The organism is Emticicia sp. TH156, from assembly GCF_002855535.1.
Lineage (GTDB): Bacteria > Bacteroidota > Bacteroidia > Cytophagales > Spirosomataceae > Emticicia > Emticicia fluvialis.
Window position 1 is genome coordinate 210,347 of record NZ_PKRS01000005.1, and the last position, 24,696, is coordinate 235,042.

At 44.1% G+C, this 24,696-nt stretch carries 26 protein-coding genes; 11 read left to right on the forward strand and 15 right to left on the reverse strand.

The window, feature by feature from the left end; genetic code table 11:
* Nucleotides 1-37: 37 nt before the first annotated feature.
* From C0V77_RS11265 to C0V77_RS11285, 5 genes are all read left to right on the forward strand, one after another.
* The gene (locus C0V77_RS11265; RefSeq protein WP_101726460.1) at nt 38-1,114 is read left to right on the forward strand and encodes a retron St85 family RNA-directed DNA polymerase; all 1,077 of its coding nucleotides are present in this window, start codon (nt 38-40) and stop codon (nt 1,112-1,114) included.
* Between the two features lie 7 nt (nt 1,115-1,121).
* Entirely contained in the window at nt 1,122-1,946 is an 825-nt protein-coding gene (locus tag C0V77_RS11270) for a helix-turn-helix domain-containing protein (protein WP_101726461.1), read from the forward strand.
* Between the two features lie 71 nt (nt 1,947-2,017).
* On the forward strand, nt 2,018-2,470 hold the full coding sequence (locus C0V77_RS11275; protein ID WP_229236267.1) for a VOC family protein: 453 nt from the start codon (nt 2,018-2,020) through the stop codon (nt 2,468-2,470).
* A 119-nt stretch (nt 2,471-2,589) separates the two neighbouring features.
* Nucleotides 2,590-3,519 (forward strand): hypothetical protein, encoded by a 930-nt coding sequence (locus tag C0V77_RS11280; RefSeq protein WP_101726462.1) that lies wholly within the window; start codon nt 2,590-2,592, stop codon nt 3,517-3,519.
* Nucleotides 3,520-3,691: 172 nt separating this feature from the next.
* Nucleotides 3,692-4,891, forward strand: coding sequence for a multidrug effflux MFS transporter (locus C0V77_RS11285; RefSeq protein WP_101726618.1), 1,200 nt, complete (start codon nt 3,692-3,694; stop codon nt 4,889-4,891).
* Nucleotides 4,892-4,998: 107 nt separating this feature from the next.
* On the opposite strand, the gene C0V77_RS11290 is transcribed toward C0V77_RS11285, so the two are convergent.
* Nucleotides 4,999-5,769 carry an NYN domain-containing protein gene (locus tag C0V77_RS11290; protein WP_101726463.1) on the reverse strand — a complete coding sequence of 257 codons (771 nt, stop codon included), beginning with the start codon at nt 5,767-5,769 and terminating at the stop codon, nt 4,999-5,001.
* Between the two features lie 267 nt (nt 5,770-6,036).
* On the opposite strand from C0V77_RS11290, the gene C0V77_RS11295 reads away from it, so the two are divergent.
* The gene (locus C0V77_RS11295) at nt 6,037-6,465 is read left to right on the forward strand and encodes a hypothetical protein (protein ID WP_101726464.1); all 429 of its coding nucleotides are present in this window, start codon (nt 6,037-6,039) and stop codon (nt 6,463-6,465) included.
* 226 nt (nt 6,466-6,691) lie between these two features.
* The gene (locus tag C0V77_RS11300) at nt 6,692-7,105 is read left to right on the forward strand and encodes a hypothetical protein (RefSeq protein WP_101726465.1); all 414 of its coding nucleotides are present in this window, start codon (nt 6,692-6,694) and stop codon (nt 7,103-7,105) included.
* 109 nt (nt 7,106-7,214) lie between these two features.
* On the opposite strand, the gene C0V77_RS11305 is transcribed toward C0V77_RS11300, so the two are convergent.
* Nucleotides 7,215-8,294, reverse strand: a complete 1,080-nt coding sequence (locus tag C0V77_RS11305; RefSeq protein ID WP_101726466.1) for an alkene reductase — start codon at nt 8,292-8,294, stop codon at nt 7,215-7,217.
* Nucleotides 8,295-8,366: 72 nt separating this feature from the next.
* On the opposite strand from C0V77_RS11305, the gene C0V77_RS11310 reads away from it, so the two are divergent.
* Complete coding sequence (locus C0V77_RS11310; protein ID WP_101726467.1) at nt 8,367-8,711, forward strand: helix-turn-helix domain-containing protein; 345 nt, start codon at nt 8,367-8,369, stop codon at nt 8,709-8,711.
* Between the two features lie 79 nt (nt 8,712-8,790).
* On the opposite strand, the gene C0V77_RS11315 is transcribed toward C0V77_RS11310, so the two are convergent.
* The 9 genes from C0V77_RS11315 to C0V77_RS11360 all read right to left on the reverse strand — a co-directional run bounded on the left by C0V77_RS11315 (nt 8,791) and on the right by C0V77_RS11360 (nt 18,160).
* Nucleotides 8,791-9,519, reverse strand: coding sequence for an Ig-like domain-containing protein (locus C0V77_RS11315; RefSeq protein ID WP_101726468.1), 729 nt, complete (start codon nt 9,517-9,519; stop codon nt 8,791-8,793).
* Between the two features lie 347 nt (nt 9,520-9,866).
* Nucleotides 9,867-10,526 carry a hypothetical protein gene (locus tag C0V77_RS11320; RefSeq protein ID WP_101726469.1) on the reverse strand — a complete coding sequence of 220 codons (660 nt, stop codon included), beginning with the start codon at nt 10,524-10,526 and terminating at the stop codon, nt 9,867-9,869.
* 243 nt (nt 10,527-10,769) lie between these two features.
* Nucleotides 10,770-11,507: an Ig-like domain-containing protein gene (locus C0V77_RS11325; protein WP_101726470.1), complete on the reverse strand. Its 738-nt coding sequence runs from the start codon at nt 11,505-11,507 to the stop codon at nt 10,770-10,772.
* Between the two features lie 333 nt (nt 11,508-11,840).
* Nucleotides 11,841-12,362 (reverse strand): TetR/AcrR family transcriptional regulator, encoded by a 522-nt coding sequence (locus tag C0V77_RS23485; protein ID WP_101726472.1) that lies wholly within the window; start codon nt 12,360-12,362, stop codon nt 11,841-11,843.
* A 118-nt stretch (nt 12,363-12,480) separates the two neighbouring features.
* A complete protein-coding gene (locus tag C0V77_RS11340) occupies nt 12,481-14,046 on the reverse strand; it encodes a hypothetical protein (RefSeq protein ID WP_229236268.1) in 1,566 nt (521 codons plus the stop codon).
* A gap of 20 nt (nt 14,047-14,066) precedes the next feature.
* Nucleotides 14,067-15,239 (reverse strand): HlyD family secretion protein, encoded by a 1,173-nt coding sequence (locus C0V77_RS11345; protein ID WP_101726473.1) that lies wholly within the window; start codon nt 15,237-15,239, stop codon nt 14,067-14,069.
* A gap of 35 nt (nt 15,240-15,274) precedes the next feature.
* On the reverse strand, nt 15,275-16,594 hold the full coding sequence (locus C0V77_RS11350; protein WP_101726474.1) for a TolC family protein: 1,320 nt from the start codon (nt 16,592-16,594) through the stop codon (nt 15,275-15,277).
* Between the two features lie 126 nt (nt 16,595-16,720).
* On the reverse strand, nt 16,721-17,563 hold the full coding sequence (locus C0V77_RS11355) for an AraC family transcriptional regulator (protein WP_101726475.1): 843 nt from the start codon (nt 17,561-17,563) through the stop codon (nt 16,721-16,723).
* Between the two features lie 132 nt (nt 17,564-17,695).
* The gene (locus C0V77_RS11360; protein ID WP_101726476.1) at nt 17,696-18,160 is read right to left on the reverse strand and encodes a YdeI/OmpD-associated family protein; all 465 of its coding nucleotides are present in this window, start codon (nt 18,158-18,160) and stop codon (nt 17,696-17,698) included.
* A gap of 572 nt (nt 18,161-18,732) precedes the next feature.
* On the opposite strand from C0V77_RS11360, the gene C0V77_RS11365 reads away from it, so the two are divergent.
* Entirely contained in the window at nt 18,733-19,107 is a 375-nt protein-coding gene (locus tag C0V77_RS11365; protein ID WP_101726477.1) for a hypothetical protein, read from the forward strand.
* 253 nt (nt 19,108-19,360) lie between these two features.
* On the opposite strand, the gene C0V77_RS23120 is transcribed toward C0V77_RS11365, so the two are convergent.
* A complete protein-coding gene (locus C0V77_RS23120) occupies nt 19,361-19,531 on the reverse strand; it encodes a hypothetical protein (RefSeq protein ID WP_158237940.1) in 171 nt (56 codons plus the stop codon).
* 88 nt (nt 19,532-19,619) lie between these two features.
* Between C0V77_RS23120 and C0V77_RS11370 the strand changes: the two genes are divergently transcribed.
* Nucleotides 19,620-20,588 (forward strand): alpha/beta hydrolase, encoded by a 969-nt coding sequence (locus tag C0V77_RS11370; protein WP_101726478.1) that lies wholly within the window; start codon nt 19,620-19,622, stop codon nt 20,586-20,588.
* Nucleotides 20,589-20,766: 178 nt separating this feature from the next.
* Here the strand turns inward: C0V77_RS11370 and C0V77_RS11375 are convergent, their stop codons facing one another.
* Nucleotides 20,767-21,639 (reverse strand): SDR family oxidoreductase, encoded by an 873-nt coding sequence (locus C0V77_RS11375; protein WP_101726479.1) that lies wholly within the window; start codon nt 21,637-21,639, stop codon nt 20,767-20,769.
* A 127-nt stretch (nt 21,640-21,766) separates the two neighbouring features.
* On the opposite strand from C0V77_RS11375, the gene C0V77_RS11380 reads away from it, so the two are divergent.
* Entirely contained in the window at nt 21,767-22,135 is a 369-nt protein-coding gene (locus C0V77_RS11380; RefSeq protein ID WP_101726620.1) for a helix-turn-helix domain-containing protein, read from the forward strand.
* Nucleotides 22,136-22,175: 40 nt separating this feature from the next.
* Here C0V77_RS11380 and C0V77_RS11385 read toward each other — a convergent pair whose 3' ends face one another.
* Together C0V77_RS11385 and C0V77_RS11390 are read right to left on the reverse strand one after the other, a co-directional pair.
* Complete coding sequence (locus C0V77_RS11385; RefSeq protein WP_101726480.1) at nt 22,176-22,895, reverse strand: RHS repeat domain-containing protein; 720 nt, start codon at nt 22,893-22,895, stop codon at nt 22,176-22,178.
* A gap of 257 nt (nt 22,896-23,152) precedes the next feature.
* Complete coding sequence (locus C0V77_RS11390; RefSeq protein WP_101726481.1) at nt 23,153-24,577, reverse strand: serine hydrolase; 1,425 nt, start codon at nt 24,575-24,577, stop codon at nt 23,153-23,155.
* Between the last annotated feature and the right edge of the window lie 119 nt (nt 24,578-24,696).

Sequence of the window (24,696 nt, forward strand, 5' to 3'; positions counted from 1 at the left end):
TTCAAAATACAAAAAGTAATTTTCCCATTCTCTTATCATGTCTTATGATTCAGAAGAAAATATTGAACAAAAGCTAAAGATTATAAGGAAATATTCAAAACAGAAAAATCATTATGAGAGTTTATTAAAGGATATTTCCATAATGGAACAAAAAGGTTCTATTCTAATTATCAATAATAAACATTTAGCTGATTTAGTAGGGATTTCTTTTGATGGAATATTGAAAATTATCAACAGCTCGCAATCTTTCTATTATTCATTTTCAATTCCTAAAAAGAATGGAGGGTATAGGGTGATTTCAATGCCTTTTCCATCGCTGATGAAAGTTCAAAGGTGGATTTACGAAAATGTTCTTTTAAAGCATCAAATTCATAAAGTTGCAAAAGGATTTGTTAAAGAATTATCCATAAAAGATAATGCCTCTGAACATTTAGGAAGTAAGGAATTGCTGAAAATGGACATTCAGGACTTTTTTCCTTCAATTTCAAAAAAAAGGATAATATCAATTTTCAAAAGATTGGGATATAACAATAAAGTTTCATACTCTTTGGCCTCTATTTGCTGTCTAAATCAATGTCTTCCTCAGGGAGCTCCAACAAGCCCAACTCTCAGTAATATTATTGCCTACAAATTGGATAATAGAATACAGGGATTAGCTAATAAATTTAATATCATCTACACAAGATATGCGGATGACTTAACTTTTTCTGGAGATACCTTCCCTCCTTTTTTTTATTCGACAATACAAAGAATACTACTAGAAGAAGGGTTTAATGTAAATAAGGATAAAACACGCCTAATCAAGGAAGGAAGACAGAAAATTGTTACAGGAATTTCCATTTCATCAGATAAGATGACAATTCCCAAAATTAAGAAACGTGAGATTCGCCATGCAGTATATTTTATTCTTAAGCGAGGATTGTTTGCGCATCAGCAAGCAATTGGAAACTACGACCCAATTTATATTGATAGAATAATTGGATATTTACACTTTTGGCAATTTGTGGAGCCAGAAAATGAATTTGTTAGAAAATCAATCATTGAAATAAAGACTAATTTAGCTTCATTAGAGGAAGAATTTAAAGTTTATATTGACTCTAATTTGAAGTATTAACTTCATTATGATTGATTCTCAATTCCTCCCCGACATACGTAGCCTCTATATGCCTGTGCAGCCTACTGTGCGGCAGTCGGCGGATGATGTGGTTTATCAGGAGTGGGCGCCGCATGAGCGGCTGCTGCCTTTTGTGTATTGCTACTGGGAACTGAAAACGGTGCAACCCCTGCAAGATTCGTTTGTGTATAGGGTGGTGGCCGATGGCTGTATTGATATTTACTTTGAAATTAACAACCCTGCCGATGCCTACGTAATGGGTTTTTGCAGGCAGTTTACTGAGTTTCCGCTGGGTAATGTGTTTCATTATGTGGGTATCAGGTTTTTGCCTGCGCAGTTTCCGCAGTTGTTTGGGGTGGATGCCGCCGGGCTGAGCAACCGCTACCTGCCGCTGGCTGATGTGCTGCCGCAGATGGCTGGTTTGATGGCTGCTTTACCGCCCGGCATGGCTGGCATGGAAACCCTTCGCCACCGGCTTGATGCTTACCTGCTGCGGCATCTGGCGCATTTTGTACCTGATTTTGATAACCGGCTGTATGGCGCCATTGGGCTAATTCTGCAAAATTGCGGTGTGCTGAATGTTGAAAAAGACCTGGATACGGGTATAAGCGCCAGGCAATTGCGGCGGCTTTTTGAATTTTATGTGGGCGACACCCCCAAGACCTTCGCCCGGGTGGTGCGTTTTCAGCATATTCTGCGGGCCAGGCCTTCTTCTCAAAGCCTGCATAAAAACCCGCTGTTTTTTGATACGGGGTACTACGACCAGGCGCATTTCATAAAAGAATTCAGGAATTTCTACGGGGTTACACCCAGCCGGGCTTTCGGCCGCTGATGATGTCCGTTTTTTACAAGGAATGCTTTTGCCGTCTGCCGAACTTTGTGGGGTAATCAATCAGCATAAACATGAAACGTATCTTTATTTTTGTGTGGCTGCAGGCATTGCTGAACCCTGCGGTTGCGCAAAACCAAACTAACAAACACATGAAACTGAATGCAGGTATTATTACCCGGAAGCTGGCCGAGACCAAGGCTTTTTATACGCGGAATCTGGGCTTTGGGGTTACGTTTGAAAACGAATTTTATCTGCTGATGCACACACCGGGGCAAGAGGCCGAAATCAGTTTTCTGCTGCCTCATCACCCCAGTCAGCAGCCGCTTTTTCAGACGCCTTTTAACGGGCAGGGCGTGTACCTGACCCTTGAGGTGGCCGAGGTTGACCGCGTTTACGAAGAAATGAAGAAAAAGGGGGTGGCTATCAGTGTCGACCTGAGAGATGAACCCTGGGGCGACCGCCACTTTGCCATTGTTGACCCCAACGGCATTGGCATTGATATTGTAACGTATTCGCCGAGATAGGGCGGGGTAAATGTACGCCTGGTCAGATTAGCCAGGCTCTTTTTTATTTGCGCGTTTAGGCGTGCCAATGTTTGAGGATTTTTTTATTTTGCGACCTGAAACAAAACGTTGTGGCTAAAATGAAAACAATTTTGGTGTGCTTTATTTTTTTATTAGGTTCGGCAGTTGTTTTTGGGCAGCCGAATGATGTACCAACTGACTGGCAGGCTGGGGATGTATGGACGTACGAATTAAAAAAGCGTGAGGCTACCAGATGGCAGGAACGGGATGAAAAGAGCCTGATTGTTTTTGAGCTGAAAATAACAGGCAGCAAGCCCGGCAAGGCCGGGAGCTACGAAGCTGAATGGCGGTATTTGTCTATTAATACCCTGCCTGACGAAAACAAATATGACAGTTGCCTGAACCTTGTAAGGAAATTTTTATTGCATACGCCCCTGCGGCTTAGTTTCAGTAAAGATGGTGGGTTTGAAGGATGGACAGACCTGCCCGGCCTCAGGATTGCACTGTTGGCCACCCAAGGGTTGAGTAACCATCAGAAACGGAGCGATGACTGCTTTTATATGCAGGATTTTATACGTAAGTCGCAGGGCGATTCGTCAGATTTTCTGTCTGGGTATGTGCCGGAGGTTAAACAGTTTTTTAAGTCTTTAATGTTATTAAGTGAAGACTCTCACCTGACCCGCGATACCGTTACAGTAATGGAAAACGAGCTGGCGGGTAGGATGGAAATACCCAAAACAATAAACAGAGTAGTGCGCACCTCAGCAGCGGGCTATGAGGTTAGCCTTAACACTGCGCTTTCGCCTGCTGCTTTCAAGCAATTCAAAACGGCCGGTTTTGAAAAAGCATGGATTGAGATGGGTTTGCCGGTAGAATCTATGGCTACAGCCAAAGCGCGGCTGGAGGCATTTCAACCACAAAGAAAAGAGACCATGCTGGCTGTTTTTGAAAAGCCAAATGGAGTAATGAAGCGATTTGTGTATCAGTATGATGAGTACGTGTCGCCCATGGAAGATGACCTGCTGGTTTATGAATTTGTGCGTAAATAGTACTGCCAGCCCCCACACTTTAAACTGTTTGCCGGTTTTGAGCATAATTGTCTCGTTTACCCCTCATTTTGGCGTTTTTGTACCGTTGCCCGGAACTTAAGCCGGGGTATCTTTGCAGGTGTAAACTGAGGGCCAGTTTACTATGCCAACCATAAGTAAGACCAAACCCTACATGAAAAACATAAGCCGCGCCGAATTTATTGCCCTCATGGCCTGTATTGAGTTGCTTACGGCTTTGGCCATTGATATTATGCTACCCACTTTTGCCGATGTGCGCAGGCATTTTGGCCTAAGCAGTGTGTCGGCGGCTACGGCGCGGCTGGTTACGTTCTTTTTTTTGGGACAGGTTTGCCAGTTGATTTTTGGGCCGATGGCTGATAAATACGGCCGCATACCCGTTATGCGCACAGGTTTTGTGTTGTTTATCGGCGCTTGTGTGGGTGGCGCGCTGGCTCCTGATATTATCTGGCTGTCGGCGGCGCGGTTTGTGATGGGCGTGGGGTCGTCGGCTATGTTTGTAAGCGTGCTGGCCTGCGTGCGCGACCGGTTTTCGGGCAACGAAATGGCTCGAACGATGTCGCTGATACTGACTATTTTTCTGATTGCCCCGGTGCTGGCTCCTTTGCTGGGGGCAGCTATTCTGTCGGTTTCTAACTGGCAGGTGGTGTTTCTTACGCCTGCGGCTTTTGCGGTGGTGTTTTTTGTGTGGTCGTTGCGTTTGCCTGAGTCGGCGCCAGCAGAAGGGCGGCAAACAACCGACGTGCTGGCTTTGGTGAAATCGTTCCGCGCTGTTTTCAGCAACCGGCAGTTTGTGCGTTACACCGCCATTACTACGGTATTATTTGCGGCTTTCAGCTCTTATGTAGGTAGTTCTGAACGCATTATCGGCACTATTTATGGGCAGCCGCAATGGTTTGTGTATATATTTGGCAGTATTGGTTTTTGTATGAGCCTGTTTACGTTTATGAATGCCCAGCTGGTTGCAAAATTCGGCGCCAGGCGCACCCTGCGTATGTTGTTGCTGGTATATGTGGCCGGGGCCCTGGTTCTGTTGGCGCTTACGCTTGGTTGGCAGGCACCAGTGCCGCTGTTTGTGCTGTTTGGTATTATTGGTTTGCTGCAGAGTATCAACGTAGCCATTGAGCCCAATAGCAGTTCGCTGGCGCTGGAACCAATGGGCGACAAAGCAGGCATGGCCGCCTCTATTTACGGCACGTCTTATCTGGTTATCGGGGCGTTTCTGGGGTCTGTTATCGACAGCCTGCTGGTAAATTCAACCACCCCGCTGACCATTGCCTACTGCATAGATGGCTGCCTGGCGCTGGGCTTGTTTTTGTGGGGGAGGGGAAAAGCGCCAAGTGCAGATAAGTAAGAGCATAGCGATATTTGAATGAAATTCATCAAATCGGAATACGGCTTCTTTCGGTACAGCTTTAACCTGCCCGATAGAAATTAAATGATGAAAGTATTATCATCACTTCACTGCTTCAACCTCAACAACGGGTGGTTGATGCCGTTGATTTCTTTTCTGATTACTTCGTATTTATCCAGGTTCTCCAGTAGTTTCGATAACGTTTTGTAGCCATACGTACGGGAGTCAAAACTTGGGTCGATTTTTCTTAACGAAAGCCCGATGTTTGATACGTAGGTTTCGTCGTCGGTGGTTGAAATCTCAAAGGCTTTGTCGATAATGGCCTCGTCGAGTTCCTGAAATTTTTTGAGGTGGGTAACGGCCGGGGCTTCTTTTTGTACCACCTTGCTTTGGCGGTCTTTTTTCTTGCTTACCTGTATGGCCTCGGCCATTTCCGATTCGGCTATCAGGTTTTCTGAAAAAGTAAATATATCGCACGAATTAACAAAAGCGGTTGGCGTATTGGTTCTGCCTATACCCATTACAAAGAGGCCTTCTTCACGTATTCTTTTGGCAAGCCCGGTGTAGTCGCTGTCGCTGGAAACAATGCAAAAACCATTGATGCTTTTGCCGTGCAGAATATCCATGGCATCTATAATCAGCGAGCTGTCGGTTGAGTTTTTTCCGGTTGTATAGGCAAACTTCTGAATAGGGTTGATGGAATACTGGTTCAGAACCTCTTTCCAGCTTTTCATGCCGGTGTTGGTCCAGTCGCCGTAGATACGTCTGATGGTGGCCTTTCCGTATTTGGATACCTCAGCCAGAATTTCTTTGATTAATTTTGCCTGAGCGTTGTCGCCATCAATCAGAACCGCAATGTTAAACTTATCTCCGGTCATGTTTTTAGTGTTTTTGTAAGAAATTTTGGTGCAGGTAAGGTATCTTTTGAGGATAGGTGAAGCCAGAAAATCAATTACCCTGCACAAATATATGGTTTCTTATTTATTTTCTGTTTTTATGGCCGGCAAGATGTGGTTTGCAACAGCCAGGAACAAAGATTAATGAGCCTTTTTGAATGCCTGATTGGCGGCGCCTGTTTAATGGCGAACCAATTGGCATAGATTTTTGATTGTATGGGGTATTCACACAATTTAAAATTAAATACTATGAAAACTATTAAGATACTGGGTTTGGGTGTGCTGGCTTTTTTTGCCTTGCAGGCTTGTGAAAAAGAAGAGGAGCTTACTGACGAACCCGTAAGCATTGCAGAACTGACCTGCCCCGGGGCAGTATTTACGGGTTCGGCAACGGCAGGTACTACTTATAATGGTGTGTTTACGGTGCCTTATAATGGCGGCGACGGCAGCACATACGGTTCAAACAACGGGGTGTCGTCAACGGGTGTAATGGGGTTGTCGGCCATATTGGTGCCGGGTACGCTGGCCCAAGGTTCGGGTATGCTTACCTACTCAGTTGCCGGAACCCCCAATACGGGCGGCATAGCATCTTTTGTGATTAATTTTGGCGGACAAACCTGCACGGTGTCTATGGCGGTGGCAGGGGCGCCGGTTGAACCGCAACCTGTAGGGCAATAGCTTGCCCTGAAAAAATATCTTTGCGAGCCTCTGCGTGCAGGGGCTTTTTTTATTACCATAGGCCGCCTTTCAGCAATGAGGTATGCCTGAGGGCTGTTGCTGAATAATATCCCTGAAATGCGCCATAAAAGAGGTTTTTTTGCCTGATGTTGCAGAAACAGTGCCTCCGTGGGCTATGGTACAGCGTTTTTAGCTTTCGGTTTACAAATCAAAAAAACAGAATGTTATGAAAATTGTCAAGATTTTAGGACTGACGCTGATTGCGCTTTTTACTTTACAAGCCTGTGACAAAGACGACGATAACCAGATAATTATCGGGTCGATATCAGGGCTGAAATGCCAGGATGCTGAATTTGCCAGCAGAGCCAAGGCAGGTACAAGCTACACCAGTACATTTAAAGTGCCTTATGCAGAAGGTAATGGAGTAACTTATACCACCAGCTCAGGTATAGCCTCTACTGGTGTTACGGGGTTGTCGGCTACGCTTGCGCCCGGCACACTGGCAGTAAATGGCGGCCATTTAACATTTAATGTTACCGGTACACCAGCTATGGCAGGTACGGCTTCATTTTTGGTTAACTTTGGTGGACAGAGTTGTACGGTGTCTATGCCGGTAGATTCGGCCTCTACTAACCCGTAAGGTTTTGGAGTGTCCAAATCAATTTATAGTAAAGGACACTTGCTATAAAACGCCAAAACGCCGCTGAATGAGCATTCAACGGCGTTTTGGCGTTTTTCACCTGTTGGTTTTATACGGCAGCGGGGTAGTCTGTAAAGCCTGCGGCATCTGCTGTATAAAAAGTATTGGTATCTGGTTGTGCCAGCTCAATATCGTTAGCCAGGCGATGTAGTAAATCAGGGTTGGCGATAAACGGAGTACCGAACGATATCAGGTCAGCCTCATTATTGGCCAGTGCCAGATTCCCTCGTTCTTTGGTATAACCTGCATTAAGTATCAAGGCCGGTTTAAAACTGGTTCTGATGCTTTGCAGCAATGCACGGCCCTCTTCGGTGGCGCGTGATGCGTAGTCTATCAGGTGCAGATACGCCAGCTCAAGTTTGTTCAGCTCAGTAGCCAGGTAATCATATAACGCGGCGGTATCATCATAAGCAGGCATATTGTTAAACGTGTTATAGGGCGACAACCGGATGGCGGTTTTGTCGGCTCCTATTCGCTCTACTACTGCCCGGGCGGTTTCAATCACAAATCTGGCTCTGTTTTCTATGCTGCCGCCGTATTCGTCGGTACGTTGGTTGGTGCCTGCATTGAGAAACTGCTCAAGCAGATACCCATTGGCGCCGTGCAGTTCTACGCCGTCGAAACCTGCTTCAATGGCATTGGCGGCGGCCTGTGCAAACTCTTCGATGGTAGCTTTGATTTCGTCAGCCGTCATGGCTTTGGGTGTTTCGGTCGTTTGCATACCCTGGGTGTCGGTCCACATGGGGCTGTCGGCATTAATGGCCGACGGCGCAAGTAACTGCGCACCGGCAGGTAAATTGGCCGAATGGCCCACACGACCTGTGTGCATCAGCTGCATAAATAGCTGGCCTCCGGCTGCATGAACGGCCTGTGTTACGGTTTTCCAGCTTTCGGTTTGTTCGGGGCTGAATATCCCCGGTATGCGGGCATAGCCTAATCCGTTAGGGCTGGGGGCTACCCCCTCAGTAATAATCAGCCCGGCTGTGCTTCTCTGGGCGTAATATGTGGCTATTAGCGGATTGGCCAGGTTGCCTATGGCGCGGCAGCGTGTCATAGGCGCCATTACAATTCTATTTTTCAGGTTTAGTTTACCCTTTAAAGGAGTAAATAAATTTATTGTTTCAGACATGAACCTAATGGTTTAAAATTTATGTTGCAAAATTGCAATAAATGAAATTGAGAGTCAATTAGTCAGAAAAACATGACCACTACTACTGCCGAAATTAAGACTAATCTGGTTTGCCCTCTGGAAGGAGGCGTGCCTGTGTGCCCTACACAGGATGTATTAAAATTGCTGACCAGCAAATGGACGTTGCAGGTGCTGTTTATTTTGCATGTAACGGGGAAATCGCGCTTTAGCGAGTTTCTGCGCCGTATTCATGGCTCTAATAAACAAACGCTGTCTGTTGCACTGAAAGATTTAACCCAAAACGGTTATATTCTGAAAAACACCATTCAACTGAAACCCCTGCATATTGAATATTGCCTGACCGACAAAGGCAAGCAGCTTATACCTTTGCTGCGGCAGTTTGAAGCCTTTAATTAAAGCCGCTAAAAAAACAAAAGCCATGTGAAGGTATCACATGACTTCGGTTCTGCAAACAATATTTTCTTAATCCGGGTTTTTATCGGCGTGCTTTGAAGGCGGCCAATGCTTTTTTGAAACTTTCAGCCTGTTTTGGTGTTAATTCTTTTCTGGCGCCAGTTGTATTCTCCATATAAAGTGCCACCAGTCCTAAATCTTCGTCTACAACCATAACAGCAAGGTATTTGTTATTGTCAGAGAAAAAGTAGATTTCAGAACCATCAACTCCGCTAACTGGGTAGCGTTCTTTCATGTAGGTTGTGGCTTCTTTTACTACTGCTGAGGTAGACTGAAAAAGTACTGCAGCATACTCCAACTTATTGTTGGAAAATGTATAAGCAACATTTTCTATTTTGCTGTTTTCACCGGTGTAAAGAAGTCCTTCGGCGGCTTCTTCTTCCAGTTTTCGTTTTTCTTTTGATTTTACACTTGCTTTAGACAAGCCGAAATCAACTACCGGTTCGGCAAAGAATGTAGTGTATGGAAAAATTTCTATAGATGCGCTTACAGAACCATCGCTGGTTGATGCTGTAACATCTGTTTTGCCAATTTTGCGGGCTTTAAAATTACCGTTGTTATCGACAGTGCCAACTTTGGTGTCGCTGCTTTTCCAGGTAATGCCTGAAACGCTATTGCCGCCTTTTTTTACTGTAAATTGGTGGGTGCCGTCATATTTTAACTGACCATTCGGCTGGTTGATAGTCATGGGGTCTTCTTTAGAGCAGGCAGCAAGGCATAAACCTATGAAAAGGATAGTGAGTTTTTTCATAAATGTGACAAATGATTTTTTTGTAATACGTGGTTTAAATTATTATGGTTTGGATTAAGAAAATCTTGTTGTCAGTTGGTGATATTTTACAGCGAGTTCTGCTGAGTTTTACAGTTAATTCTGATTTAAACTTTACTTCTAAGGATTCTTAAGAATTTGTTTTAATAAAACCTACTGTACTTATATGCCCTGTTGTTACTTTTTACGCAAAAAGTAACCAAAACTAGCCGTTCGCCTCAATAGAAAATGATGTTTATAGGACTTTAATTTTTAGTTGTTATTTAATCTCTCAGAGATATTTCTACAATTTGGCGCTTTGAATTTTAATAGAGATTAATGCTCTCTTTTTATTTGGCTGAGTAAATTATTGTTAAGTCTTCGTCTTGGGTTTGCGTTAATGATACAGTAAACAGCTGTTCATCAGGGTAGTAAACTTCGGTGTTACCATTTTTTACCATAACCGGGTATCTTTCTTTTAAGAATGTGACTACTTCATTCCTGAAAATACTGTAAGGGATGCTAACCATACACTTGATCATCTTCCCGTTTTCAAAGTAATACACAAGGCTGCATGGCAGACCCTTGATGCCATTGGAGTATTGAAGCGTTTCAGTACTCTCTTTTTGAAATATTCTTTTCTCTTTGGCCTTTATGGCAGCTTTTGTGGCATAAAAATCAAGAACAGGGTCCTGAATAGACCTGTCATAGGTAACCACTTCTACATCGGCCTGATAAATGGCATCTTTAGTGTAGGCCGATACCACGCTTTTGCCCAGCTTGCGCGCATGAAATGTGCCGCTAACATCAATGGTACCGACTTTTTCGTCGCGCGATTTCCAGATAATCTTTGCGTTATCAATGGGCATAGTGCCATACTTTAGCACAAACTGATGTTTGCCGTCATGGTTGAGTTCAATTTTGGTGTCAGACAACGTGGTTTCAGGTTCTTCTTCGCCAATACATGAGACAACAGCAAAGGATATGAAAAGTATGGTTAGCTTTTTCATCAGATGTACACTGGGAAAAGTATGGGGCTTTGAACCTAAAAGTCTACAGCTACAAATTATATAAACGAACGACAGGTGATTGAAGCTATATTGTGTGGCTTTCTGTGGTAAATATAAAAAGATTAGTGCAGTGGTGCAAAAAAAATAATTTAACGGTACTTTTTGTAAATAATAAGCACTGAAAGGCGACCAACTCTGCCTGTTGCCCGCCTTCAGTTTTTAATACCACCAGTGATATTAATGTTATTTTTGCCAGTTATAGCTTTGTACAAGACTTAATACCTTACCTGCCTGCGCATCGCTATTGGCTATGCGGCGACCATTGACGGTTTGAGGAAGGTAGGTAACCGCCAAACCTGCGGCGGCCTGTTCATTAATAAGGGCTGCAAATTGCTCGGTGTCTGCCAAGTAGCCTGATAAATCACCACGGGTAATGGCTTCGGGATAGCGTTCGCGCAGAAAAGTGTTTACCTCTTTCTTGAACGATTTGTCGGTAAAGAACACGCCACAGCCAATTAGTTGGTCTTTTTCAAAAAAGTAAATCAACCTTTCTGCTTTGGTGTTACCGATGTGGTAAACCAGCATGATTCCGTCGTCGCTTACCAGCTCACGCTTTTCTTTTGCTTTGATAGATTGCTTTGAAGAGTAGAAGTCCAGCACGGGTTCTGAATAAGTGTTGTAATAGGGCTCAATTTCAACTTCAGCCTTGAAAGACCCATTCTGAGTAGCGGCGGTAACTTCTGTAATGCCGATTTTACGGCCTTCGAATTTACCTGATTTGTTGATGTTACCAACTTTGGTGTCGGCACTTTGCCAGGTAATTTCACTGCTTGAGACAATAGAATTGCCTCTTTTCACAACAAATTGATGCGAGCCATCATACTTCAATTGAACGTTGGTGTCGTCCATGATGGTCAAAGGTTCTTCAACAGTAGTGCATGCAACGCATAGCACCAACAGCATTGGTGAAAATCTTTTCATAAGATTTACTAAAGGGAGGTTAATTAAAACAATCTACAGCAGATTATTTTTACTTTTTGTTTGTAATTATTAGTGAAAACACGATTTTTCTATGCCCTTTAAAATTGCTTTTCAAAGTTAATAGAAGGTAACCGCAAATCTATGATAAATTTATTAAACGGTAAGTGTTTTTTAAAAAAAAATATGATGGCTATCATATTAAAAACTGCTTCAGGTAATATTCTGAGGCCGATTTTGTTTTTTTGGGCTGTGGCAGGTCTGTTATTGTATCCGCTAAATGCGGGTACGGGTATGGGAAGTTTTGGGCTTAAAAAAAATGGGAGGGTATTCAGTTTATAATACTGTTTTCATCATCATTTTATTGTTTTCAATACGAATAAATTCTTTAACCATTCCGAAAATGGCATGGTATTTCATGGTTGTGTAACTGTCGGGAACAGAAACCTTATAGTTGTGGTGGCTTTTCAGGATAGAACAAAAGCATTCTAAGTGATTTTTCTCCAGGTTTTTTACCATTTCTTCTGTCTGTGGGGTAGAGGCCTGCAGTTGCTCTTGCATGAAGAGATGAAATACCTTGTCATGCTTTTTACATACCTCAATGGTTTGTTTGAAAAATAACTCGAGTGTTTCGGTTAGCCCCCGGCCGTTGTCGACCGGAGGATGAACCGTGTCAAAACTTTTCTGGAGTTGTTGTAGCACAGCCAGATACAGGTTTTCTTTGCTCTGAAAATAATAATTGACCATTGCATTATTAACTGTGGCCTCTGCCGCAATATTGCGGATGGTGGTGGCATGGTATCCTTTACGGAAGAATAAATCTTCAGCCGCTTTCAGTATCTGTGCTTTGGTATTCATATTAAGGTTTTGTTGTGGTTGGTTATGCCTTGGCTTATTGCCTGCATCGGCATTCAGATAGATAATGTCATTGCGCTTGGTATGCTTTGCCAGACTATGAAAACCATTTTTAAAAGCATCAGGTAAGCCTGTATCCTTTTATTGAATTTCCTCTTATGATTTTTCTTAAAAGAACAATTCTCTTGAAATGAAACTTACCATAGCTATGTGTGGCAATGATTATCAGAACCGGAATAATAAGCCAGCACATAGACCCCAGCACGATTTTTCCGGAGGCCATCAGGGCATTCAGGCTTATGTTCTGGTAAATGGCCATTCCGTTCGGGAAATCCCCCGTATCAAGATAAGCCGAAATGTCGGTTAGGCTTTGCCATTGTGCCTGATAACCGGCCCAGCCTATAATGGCACCACCAATGGCAGTGGCAAGAAAAGCTCTGATAACAATTAATATGCCCATTATACCTAATAATTGCTGCATAGACAGGTTCAACGAGGTGTAAAACCATATTCCGATAAAAAGTATGCCCATACCCAGGCCTTTCAGAAACATGGCGAATGCCAGATAACGGATGTCGGCATACGGCTGTATGATGAGATACAAGAGCAGGGTATGCAGGAAGAAAGATACAAAACCTGCTGCTATGTAGTATTTGATATACCAATTGTTTTTGAAGCCAAAGTAGGCCATTATTCCGGACACCACAATGCCTGGTATCATCCAGAGGTTCAGCTGTGCGTTGATAAGGTTGTTGTATCCAAGAACAGCCATTGAATATTGAGAGTAAATGCTTGAACTTGCCAGATACGCACCCAGAAAAAGTAATAGAATTATAGAATGGCTTACGTTTTTCTTCATTAATGCACTGAAATCAATGAGTTTTCTTTTCAGGAACTGCTGCCTGTAAATAAGGGCCACAAAAAGCAAAACACCGGCTATTAATGTACCCACGATAGAGGGAGAAATAAACCAGCCCTGCTGTTTCATGAAGACAAGGGAATAATTGAAACACATTAATGAAACCGCCAATAGAGCCAATGACAGCCAGTCTACCTGGTATAATGGCATTTTGAAACTGAACCTTTGGTTATGCTGGAATATGAGCGACAAGGCTGCAATGCACAGCATTATGGCCGACATAAGAAAATAAGGCGCCTGCCAACTGCCATTGAATACCAATGAAGCAAAGGTATAGGCCGAAAGCTGACCAAAGCCGATAGACAAAGGATAAAATATGGCGTAAAACTTGCCTCTGTCGCCGGTGGGCGCTATCATAAACATCACGGGCAGAATCATTTCAATAATGGGCAAAAATTTTATGAATCCAATCATGAAGCTGCAGCCGATTAACACCAGGGGGTTGTCGGTGGTGGCGCACATATAAGATAACACTGCCAGCAGAATGGCGCTGGTGGTAATAATTTCTTTGCTTCTGAAACGCATTTTTAAGCGCATGGCTATCGGGAATATACCACCCATGCCTATTGTGCCTGCATTGTTGGCCATAGAAATGTATTCGGTGTAAGTTGCCAGGGCCCCAGTTACGTCTGTGAGCGTGGTTGGGTACACCCCCGAAATGGTCATCATCGGAAATAGAAAGACCAATATAAGTATCAGCATAACCGGCTTGGGAACCCAGCTTGCAAACGGACCTTTGTTATACATGGTTTGTTTCTTGTAAGACATTGGCAGTAATTACCTGCCGGTTAATTTAAGGTTACTTCTACATTCATACCTGCCCGAAGCTGTTTAAGGTCGGCGGGATGGTTGTTGGCGGTAAATTCAATTCTTACCGGTATCCGCTGCTGAACTTTTACAAAATTACCTGTTGAATTATCCAGCGGCACGGCTGCATACTTTGCCCCGGTTGCTCCGGAAATGGCCACTATTTTTCCTTCAAAGACTTTGCCTCCTAGTGCGTCGGCCTTTATAGTTGCCAATCCGCCTATTTTAACGTTCCCCATTTGTTTTTCGCGGTAATTGGCTGTAATCCAGATATGATCAATATCAACGATGGTGGCTACCTGCTGGCTGGGGTTGAGCAACTGCCCGGTATTGACGGTTCTTCTGCCCATGATACCATCATGCGGAGCCGTAATAATGGTGTATGAAAGATTGAGTTTTGCCATTTGCAAGGCACTGGCTGTCCGTTTGATTTCGGCATCGTTCATGCCAAGCCGGGATTGTACCTCGTTTACCGATAATTCGCTGGACGTTCTGGTGTTGATTGCAGACTGGTACTGCGATATCTGTGCTTCCAGTTGTGCTTTCTGTGCCTGATATTCGCTATTTATCTGGTCGAACTGCTGTTGGGTTACGGCTTCGTCTTTTAATAACCTTTGGTAACGTTTAAAGTTCTGTTCTGTATTCCACAACCGGGCTTTAGATGCTTCAATGTTGGCTTTGGCGGCATCGACATTTGCCACCACTGTTTTTACGTTGTTGGCCACCGTTTTAATGGTGTTAGAGGTGGCATTGCGTGAAGCCAGCGCAGCCATGTAGGCGGCTTCTGCCTGCCCCAGCTGGGTTTGTATCTCGCGGTCGTCGAGTATGAGCAGGGTATCGCCTTTTTTTACGTACTGGTGCTCAATAAAACGGATTTCTTTTATGTAGGCAGACACCCTGGTATTGACAGGGTTTATGAACGCCTCCACCTGTGCCGCATTGGTGTAGTTGTCTTCACCAACACTAACGTACGACTTTGCAACATAATACAAGCCTGCCAGTACCAGCGCCAGCACAAGCATATTTACTATAAATGCGCCTCTTTTTTTAGTTTTATGCTTTGCTTTATGTGCGGTTGCTTTGGGTGCAGCGGCCTGTTGCACGGCTGCGGGTTGTTGGGTTTCTGTGGTTGTATTAGCTTTATTTTGTGACATCTTCTTTGTTTCTTTTGATTTTGCTGTTAAATATTTTACAGTTTGCCGCTTTCTTTCAGTAGCTTATAATAGGCATAAATGATGTTTATTTCAGAATTAACATATTGCAGCCCGGCATCCAGTTTCTGGTTACTGGCATCAATGAGATCCAGTAAAATGGCCAGTTGGTTGTTGTATTTACTCTCCATGATGCGGTAGTTTTCGTCGGCCAGGTTTTTGTTGGTTGCCAGTGTGTTATTCTGCGTCAGGGCTTCATTGTACTTAATGTAAGCGGCATTAATGGCAACGTCTATCATCAGCCGGGCTTCGTTTGCCTGTGCCAGGGCTTTGTCTTTTTCAAACTGTATCTGTTTTATTTTCTTTGGGGTTTTGTATAAAGCATCAATATTGAAGTTGAGCGACAAGCCCGCGCTCCATCCGTTGTAGTACATATCACGGGCAGGCAGAGAAGTGGTTATCGGGCGCGCCAAACGGTTTCCGGCAAAGGCCGACAGTGCGGGCATCAGCTCTGCTCTGGTAATATTTTCTGAGGTTCTGACCATTTCAACGGCTTTTTGGGTCATGAGCACCATAGGATGATTCACTGCCTCATTGCGGTAATTGTCTGGCGCCAGAATTTGCGGTCTTGCAGTCAGCAGGGCTTCGTCGGGTATTATTTGTGTCTGGTCTGTTAAACCCAAGGCGGTGGTTAGCTGCCTGTTGAGTATCTGCCGGTTGTTTTCTAATACCTGCAGGGCAAGCCTGAGATTAGATAATTGCAACTGCCCGCGGATAACATCATTGCGCGTAACCATGCCTTCGCCGAAAAACCTGTTGATGTTTAGCAGCCTTTGTTCGGCAAGTATGATGTTCTGTTCATAAATCTTTTTTTGATTGATGAGCTTATACAAGTCCAGATAGTATCCTAAAACCAGAAGTTTGATGTTTTGCTCGTTGCCTTTGTAGCTCAGTTCGGTTAGTTCTTTTCGTTGTTTTTGTGCCTCAATACCATTGCGTACCATGCCTCCGCGCCAGATAAGCTGGCTGGCATCTACCGAAAAAGTATTACCCAGGTGCGGCATATTTATGCGGGTATTATCGGATAAATCTTTTGTGATGATTTGGGCATCGCCCAGATAATAGCCCTGCAAAGCTGTGCTGATGGTGGGCAACATGGCATTTTTTGCTACCTCTATGCCCTGTTTTGCGATATAAATATCGGTTTTTGATACAGCCAGGCTCGGGTGGTTTTCTTCAACCAAGGCAAGCAGGCTGGCTATCGAAATTTTTCTTTCTACCAGTTGGGCATGGGCAGGCTGTAATGAGGATAGTGAAATGGCCAGCAGTAATAAAATGTTGTATCGTTTGCGTTTCATTAATTTACACTTGTTTTTACAGTGCAAAGATTCAATCAAACGCTTGATTAAAAAAGGTCGTAAAAACACAAAAAGAAGTCCGGATGGTATCAAATGGGCTGAATTGCATTGAAAAGCGGCCACCAGCTATACTATATTGCTGAGCTGATTCTGTTTTCTGAAGTTTCTGGGGCTTAAACCCGTATGTTTTTTGAAAAACTTGCCGAACGCATATTGGTCAGAGTATCCGAGCGTGTCAGTAATCATACTTATGGTAGCTTTGGAGTTGAGCAATGCTATTTTTGCTTCATTGACCAGGATATCGGCAATAAACGTGGTAGGCGGTACGCCGGTTATTTCGCGTACACAATTGGATAGGTATTTAACAGAAATTGACAGTTGGTCGGCATAGAACCGCAGTTCTTTTTGTTCTTTAAAATGTAGAGAAACCAGGTTGAAAAATTTAATTGTAATTTCTTCTTTCCGGGAGCTGTTTTTAAAATCAAAATCTTTTTTTTCAATTAACAGACCCGTGATCATATAGACGACAGACGTAACCAGGCCAGTAATGATTTCTGCTTTAAAAAATCGGTGAGTATCTGCGTAAAGGTAGTTGTAGATTTGTTTGGCAATGCTTAAAAGGGAATCAAATTCACTTTTCTCGACTTTTATTACATCGCCTTTCCATTCAAAATTGGCTAACCGGTAAACATCATACAAACTAAAGTTAAAATTGATTCTGGCACGAAGTACCTCCCTGTCAAGTACCAGTATATATACTTTCAGGTTTTGAGAGTGTTCTTTCAGCCGGTAAACTTTTAGCGGAGAAACCACAAGAATACTGTTTTCCTGGTATATGTTCAACACCCCAGAGAGTTCTATTTCTAAAGTTCCCTGATATATGATAAACAGTGCATAGTTGCTAGGCCTGAAAGAAACACTCTTATTTTTGTTTTTAAAGATGTTTTCTTCAGTTAAAATCTTGATCATGCTTCAGCATTGAAAATTAGAAAAATCAGAGAATCAAACACAAAATGCCGGTGGAGCGGCAGGTAATTCTACACTTTATTCTGTTAGCATGGCAATTTCCGGTTTGTTTCTGTTTAAGGTAAACAAGGGTAGCTATATTTTTTTTTGCAGTTGCAGGTCTGCTACTGCTTTTTCAATCCGCCGCGTGCGGGTCTCGGCAGTTTTGGCCTGTTCAATTGAGCCAATGTAAAACTTCTTGTTGCTGTTAGAAAGCCCCTCAAAAAACTGTGCGGCGATGGGGTTGGCATCTAATGCAGCCCGGAAATCGGCCGGAACCTCAACCACCCTTGGCTGGGTGTCGGCCTCAAGGGTTATTTCTATAATGTCTCCTGCTTTTATGCCTGCTTTTTCTCTTACGTCGGCATTGACAGGCAGCATAAATGCGCCGCCCATTACAGCTACTGTACTGCGGTAAGTGTGGCCATTAATGGTAACTTTTACGGGTGGGCGCTTGCTTGTGCCCAGTTGTTCTACCACGTGCGTTGGCACTTCAATGCCTGTGGCTGTTTTTTGCGCCAGCAGCAGCTCGGTAGTAAATGATATTTTTTCGGGTGCCATTTAATTAAGCGGGTTTTATTTACAAAGTAAATGTAAATTAATAAAAATAGATAAACCAAAAGACGACAAAATACGGGGTTATGTACGACAATTAAAATTGCCCTGCAGCGGCAAAGAGAATGAATTAAAAATTGAGAGGTGGTTTCAGGACGGGTTACGGTGGTTATTGTTCAGCAATGAAGCTGGCAAAGGAATCTATCCAGGTTGGGTGAATTTGACTTGACAGGCGGAACTAAAAGCCAGTTGATGAGGCATTTGGCCTAAATAGGAAAAGGCGGTACAAAATTCTGTCGGGGTATTTACTTTGAATTAATTTATTAGTAATATACCTTTGTAGTAGAATAGTAACACTGTCTGTGAAAAAAAGGGTGTTGGGTGTATCACTGCTGTTTTCTTATTAAACCCAACTCTGCATTTTTAAGCTGCTTCAATTTATTTGAGTGTCAGGAACATATAGTGTCTCCTTTATGTCTCGTTGTCGGTTAGTTTTGAGTGAAACGACCGCCGCGGGAAAGCCATATCCTATGGAGTAACCCCGAAAGAAAAGTAAAAAATTAAAACAACTGTCAATTATGCTGAAAAAATCACTCCCTCTAATCCTGGTTGTACTCACTTTTGCTTGTAAAAAAGATGTAAAACCCAAAAACCCGTATGTTGGCACGAGTTGGACAGCCACAGACGACATCGCCGAATTTTTGTACGGCCCCACCTGCACTACTACTATCGAGTTTATGTCTGGTGATAAATGCCAGCAAATCGATATCCGCAAAACGAAAGGTTTTGGCTCGGGTACTAACACCCAGCAAGGTACTTACTACGTAAAGAATGACTCTGTTTACTGGAAGATTGACAAAACCCAGATTGGTGGAATTGCCGTTGGCGGCGTGCTGAATACCAACATGGGCAAAGTAGCTGGCGGAAAAAGAGTTTATACCCGAGACAAGTAAGGCATTGCCCCTTGTGCATTGACGGCAAATGGGCGAGGGGCAATTATTTTTGCCTGAATGTGCTGCCGGGTAGCTTTTTATGATTATTTACTACATTAAACCGGTAAGCGAATTTTAACTGATTATCAGGTATTATATCTGGTGCATTTGGCTTGCTGCGTGCATGGGCTGTGTTTTTTTATGCGTTCTAAGAACGCCATCTAAGGGGATTAGGTTTTTGAGGGGGAATGGGGGGGGGACATAATCAATGATTTTACTCACAGTTTACAGGTGTAGCAAAGGCCCCAAGCCGCACGCAGTGCGGCTCTACCCGAATCAACTCTACCCGAATCAACTCTACCCGAATCAACTCTACCCGAATCAACTCTACCCGAATCAACTCTACCCGAATCAACTCTACCCGAATCAGCAAATCAATAATCAACTGATAGTTACTTCAAAAAAATCACTCGCATTGCATCTTATTTGCACTTATCTTATTTAGTTTTGTATGTTTCCATAAGTGTTGATTCATGAAAAAAACTACCAGAAAAATCGTGTATATCGTACTTGCGCTTCTAGTGGTTATCCTGCTGGCCGGGGTGGCGCTGGCTTATCTGCCTGCTGAATCTAAGACCAATCATAAGGGTATTTCGCCTGCCGAGGCTGCGTCTTTAAGAAAGGGTTATACGGCCCCGCATGAGCTGCTGACTGCCACCGACGGTGAAACGCTGTTTATGAGGCGATGGAACCCGGATAGCATTGTGCCTGCCAAAAAAGACCTGGCAGTGCTTATTTTTCATGGCATTACGGCGCATAGCGGTGCGTATGACCTGGCCGGAAAAACGCTGGCAGCCGGGGGCTATACCACTTTCGGGCTTGATTACCGCGGGCATGGGTTATCTGGTGGTAACAGAGCCGATGCGCCTAATAAAGACCGATACATTGCTGATTTGGTAGAGGCTATTCAATTTGTAAAAGGGCTGGGGTTTGCTAAGGTGTTGGTAATGGGGCATAGCCTGGGGGTGGTGTCGGCTATTGTTTCGGCCAATGCGGCATCTCAGGAAATGGCAGGTTTAATATTGCTTTCGGCGGCTTATGAGCGCAAAAAAGAGGGCGAGGTAGTGCAGCCGTCGTTACTGCAAAAGGCCCGGATTGTGGCCAGCTCTATTTTACGGCCGTCGCACCAGGCGGTGGAATACTACCGCGAGGGCATGACGGTTGCCCAAGACCCGCTGTATAATTATGCCTACACGCTGCGGTTTGTAACCATGATACCCGTAAAAGAACTGAAAATAGAAAAAGACCTGCACCTGCCGATAATGGTAGGCATTGGCGATAAAGACGAGCTGTTTACGGTAGAAAAAGCCAGAGAGTTTTATGATACCATACCCGGCAAACAGAAAGCATTTGTGGTGCTGAAAGATACGTATCATGCCAAAATTCCGGTTGAGGCATGGGAGAAGTGTGTCAGCTGGCTGGATATGTCGTTCGTGAAGTAGGGACTGGATTTGCGATAGAATTTGGTAGAGCCACATTGCATGTGGCTCCAGGCCTGACTGTTCAGCGGCTCTCAATATTGATTAAATGAATGGCATGTTAATTCATTTATTGTATGATGTTGTCCCCTGAAGACGGATGCAATCCGTCTCTACCAATTTCTTATAAAATATTCTAACCTTACTTTGCCGAATAAATCGCCGTCAAATAGTCTTTTACTGAACCCGGTTTTCTGCCTAATAATGTATCCAAATCGGTTTCGGTTGAATCAAACTCTCCTTGTTTAAAGGCTTCGGCAAAACCTACCGATATGGCCACTACCTCTTCAGGCAAACCTGCGCCGCTTAGCACTTGTTTATAAACGGCCGATTCCGGACTTACGTAGCCTAACTCTTTACCTGCTGCTTCGCCTATGAAACGGGCAATGTCATGAAAAGTAACGGTTTCGGTGTTTGAAATACGGTAATCCTGGTTTTCGTGGCCGGTGCCTGTCAGTACGTTGGCGGTGGCTTCGGCCATGTCGCTTCTTAATGTAAAGGCCACCGGGGTATCGCCGGCAGGGAAAAACACGCCTGTTTCGGTAACATTAGGCCCCAGAAACATGGGCAGGATATCGGCATAAATATTATTGCGAAGAATAGTATAGGTGATGCCGCTCTCTTTCAGTGCATTTTCGGTAAACAAGTGCGATTGCGCCACCAAAGCAATGGGCGATGTTTCGGTTTCGTTTTTACGTATAAAACTGGTGTACACCACATGGCCTACGCCTGCTTCTTTGGCCGCCTTTACTACGTTTTCGTGTTGTTTAATGCGGTTCACTACGTCGCTGCCTGACACAAACAAGAGTTTGTCTACGCCCTTGAAGGCCTCAACCAGAGAGCCGTAGTTGTCATAATCACCGGTTACGATACGCACACCTTTGGCTTTTAAGTCGCCTGCTTTGGCTTCGTCTCTTACCAATGCGGCTATTTCGTTGGCTGGTGTGCCTTTTTTTAAAAGGAAGTCGATAGTTGTGGCACCGAATTGTCCGGTTGCGCCTGTTACTAAAATCATGTTCTTGAAAATTTTCTTTATAAAATAATTATGTTGCTGCAAAAGTATATATATTTGCTATATAAAATATAGTGATATACTTTTGTATAGTGCTATACAAAAGTATAGTAAAGAAAAAAATCAGGAAATGGTACCTACAACAATAATGGATTTTGCCGATGTAAAAGCCTGCCCCGAGCAGTTTGTGCTGGCGCTAAACGACACCCTGAATGTATTGACCGGAAAATGGAAGATGCCTATTCTGGGTTCTTTGCTGTTTGGCATTAAACGATTTACGGAGATTCAGCGGAATATACCCAAAATTACACCCCGTATGCTTTCTAAAGAACTGAAAGAACTGGAGCTGAACGGCATGGTGAAGCGGGTGGTGTATGATGCCACCCCGGTGCTGGTAGAATATGAGTTGACGGAGTCTGCACGTAAGTTGTCAGACGTGATTGACAGTATGCTGATGTGGGGGCTGAACCACCGCCGGGCTACCATGACCAACAACTAGGTGCCGGAAGTTTTTCTTCTGCACTTTGTAGGGTGCTGTATCATTTATATACAAACTTGTAAGTAACCAGGTTGTCTTCGTACACTTCAACGGGGTAGCCATCGGTGCTGTAACTGAATGTACGTTCAAAACTGACTTTCCCGGTGGCCTTAATGACATTGTTAGGGCTTTTGTTGAAGGCGCTTATCCATTGCGGGCGATGGTTGATTTTATAATATGGATTGATTTTGTCGTCATAAGTATAATAAGTTGATGCTCCGCCGGGGTCGGTTTGTTTGATAAGATTGCCCCTGGTATCATACTCATAAGTGGTCACGTAAGCGCTGCCGTTACTGACAACCGCCTGCTTTACTACCTGCCCTTTGGCGTTGTACGTGTATTCGGTAGTTGAGCTGGCTCTCATTACTTTCAGCAACTGCCCGGCGTTGTTATACTCAAATGTTTCTTCTGATTTCATGCCTGCCGCCGGGTCACACAAAGCCATACTACTTGAATACAGACTACGGAGTGTGGTAAGCAGCCGCGATACCCTTCCATTTTTATATTCGTAGGTGTATTCGTCGGTTGGGTTGGTTTCGCAGCCAATAAACAGGTTTTCTTTTACCAGTAAATGGTTATTGTATTCAAATTTCTGGTTGGGTTTGTTGTTGGCTGTAAGCGCTACCAGTTTTTTTTCTCCGGCTAAAGGATTTGGCTCAGCTGAGGGTTTGGCGCAACCAAGAGCCAGTGAAATAACAGAAAAGACAAAAAGCTTTTTCATGGTGGTTACCGAATTTGTATGAATACGTTTATTGCGCTAAACAAATTTAATAAAAACCAATAGAAGTGGCTTGAAAACTTGCGTTTTAGTGATTTATCGGTTGGGAATTTTTACTTGCGAATAACAGGAGGTTGATTTAATTGAGTATTACCACTTCCCCCAAAGCCAACCGATGAAAAATCGGCTGGCTTTGGGTACTCCTCCTTGAAAAAGGAGGGGAACTTGTGGGAGAAATTTAGCGTAGGTTTTGAGGAATGCTACCTCCCCAAACGCTCTAATACTTTTTTGCCACCGTTATTATTGGGGTTGAGTTCAACCGATTTCCGGTACATCCTGATGGCCTCTTCTTTCCGGCCGAGTTTCAGCAGGGCTTCACCCAGGCTGTCATACACATTCCAGCTTTCAGGATACAGATGGGCGTTTAGCTGAAAGAGTGCAAGGGCATCGGCCGTTCGGTCAGATGACATGACGCGATAGGCCCAGTCGTTCAGTTCGTTTTCATCGGGTTTGAAGGTCGGGTCTTTTTTACGGATGTCGGCCACTGTTTCTATGGCTTGGTTGTAGCCACGTTTATTGAGTTCAATTCTTAAGGTAGTAATGGGGTCGGCCGCCGGAATATCAGGGTTGTAGATACCTGCCAGTTCTTCCAGAAAGTTTTCGGGCGATGCACCACCCAGATTAGTAAGTACAATAACGGCCAGGTTATCATCAGGATATACCAGAAAGGCAGAACGGCTACCGCCTGTCATGCCAAAGGCGCGGTGGCGCGGCCGCCATTTGTTAACACCCCAACCCATAGCCCATTGGGTCGGCTGGCCGTTGTTGAAGGTAGCGGGTGTCCAGAGGGCGTTCAGTGTTTCTTTATTTTTAAATAATTTGCCTTGTTGCAGGGCAATTATCCAGTGGGCCATGTCTTCGGCGGTGCTGTTAAGGCCTGAGCCTGTTCTGCGTGCAGGCATAAATTCTACATAATTGTTGGTCAGTCGGGGTTCAGGTAAGGGTATGCCATCTATTGCCTTTTTGAAGCTGTAAGTAGGGGCAAAATGAGGGATGATGTCGCGCGAGTCGCCAAATAGCGTATTCGGCATGCCCACTACATTAAACTGCATTTCCTGAAATACCTGCGCAAATGGCTTGCCTCGTAGCTTGTCTATTACCTTGCCCAGCAGCACATAATTGGTCTGGTTGTAACTGAACTGTGTACCGGTGGGCGAGTCCATCGGCAGGGTTTGGATTTTCTTCCAGCTTGCGGCTTCATTGGCCTGGCCTGCGTTGCTTTCCAGACGAAGGATATCTGGCAGACCCGAAATGTGGGTCAATAACTGCTTAATGGTAATGGGTTGCCAGAGCGCAGGCAGGCTGTCAACAAAGTTAGAGATAGGAGCAGAGAGGCTCAGTTTGCCTTCTTCAACCAATTGCATAATGGCTACACCTGTAAAGGCTTTGGTACAGGAGTTAATGGCAAAGATGGACTGGTTATCTACGGCCACATTATCTTGCAGATTGGCCATGCCATAGGCTTTACTGAACACAATTTTGCCATTCTGCACCACGGCGGCTTGCAGGCCGGGTATTTTCAGGTCTTTCATCTGCCTGAGCAGAAAAGCCTCTGTTTGTTTTTCTTTCGATTGCGCGTTGGCCAACTGGCTGATTAAAAGTAATAAAGTAAGTAGCTTCTTCATGAAAATGTAAGGTGATTTTCATGGGGAAACTCAGGCTGTGGCAAAAGGTTACAGCGTTTTTTAGAATTGTGAAACTTAGTGCGCACTTGGTGTACTTTGTGGCAAAGAAAAATAGCCAC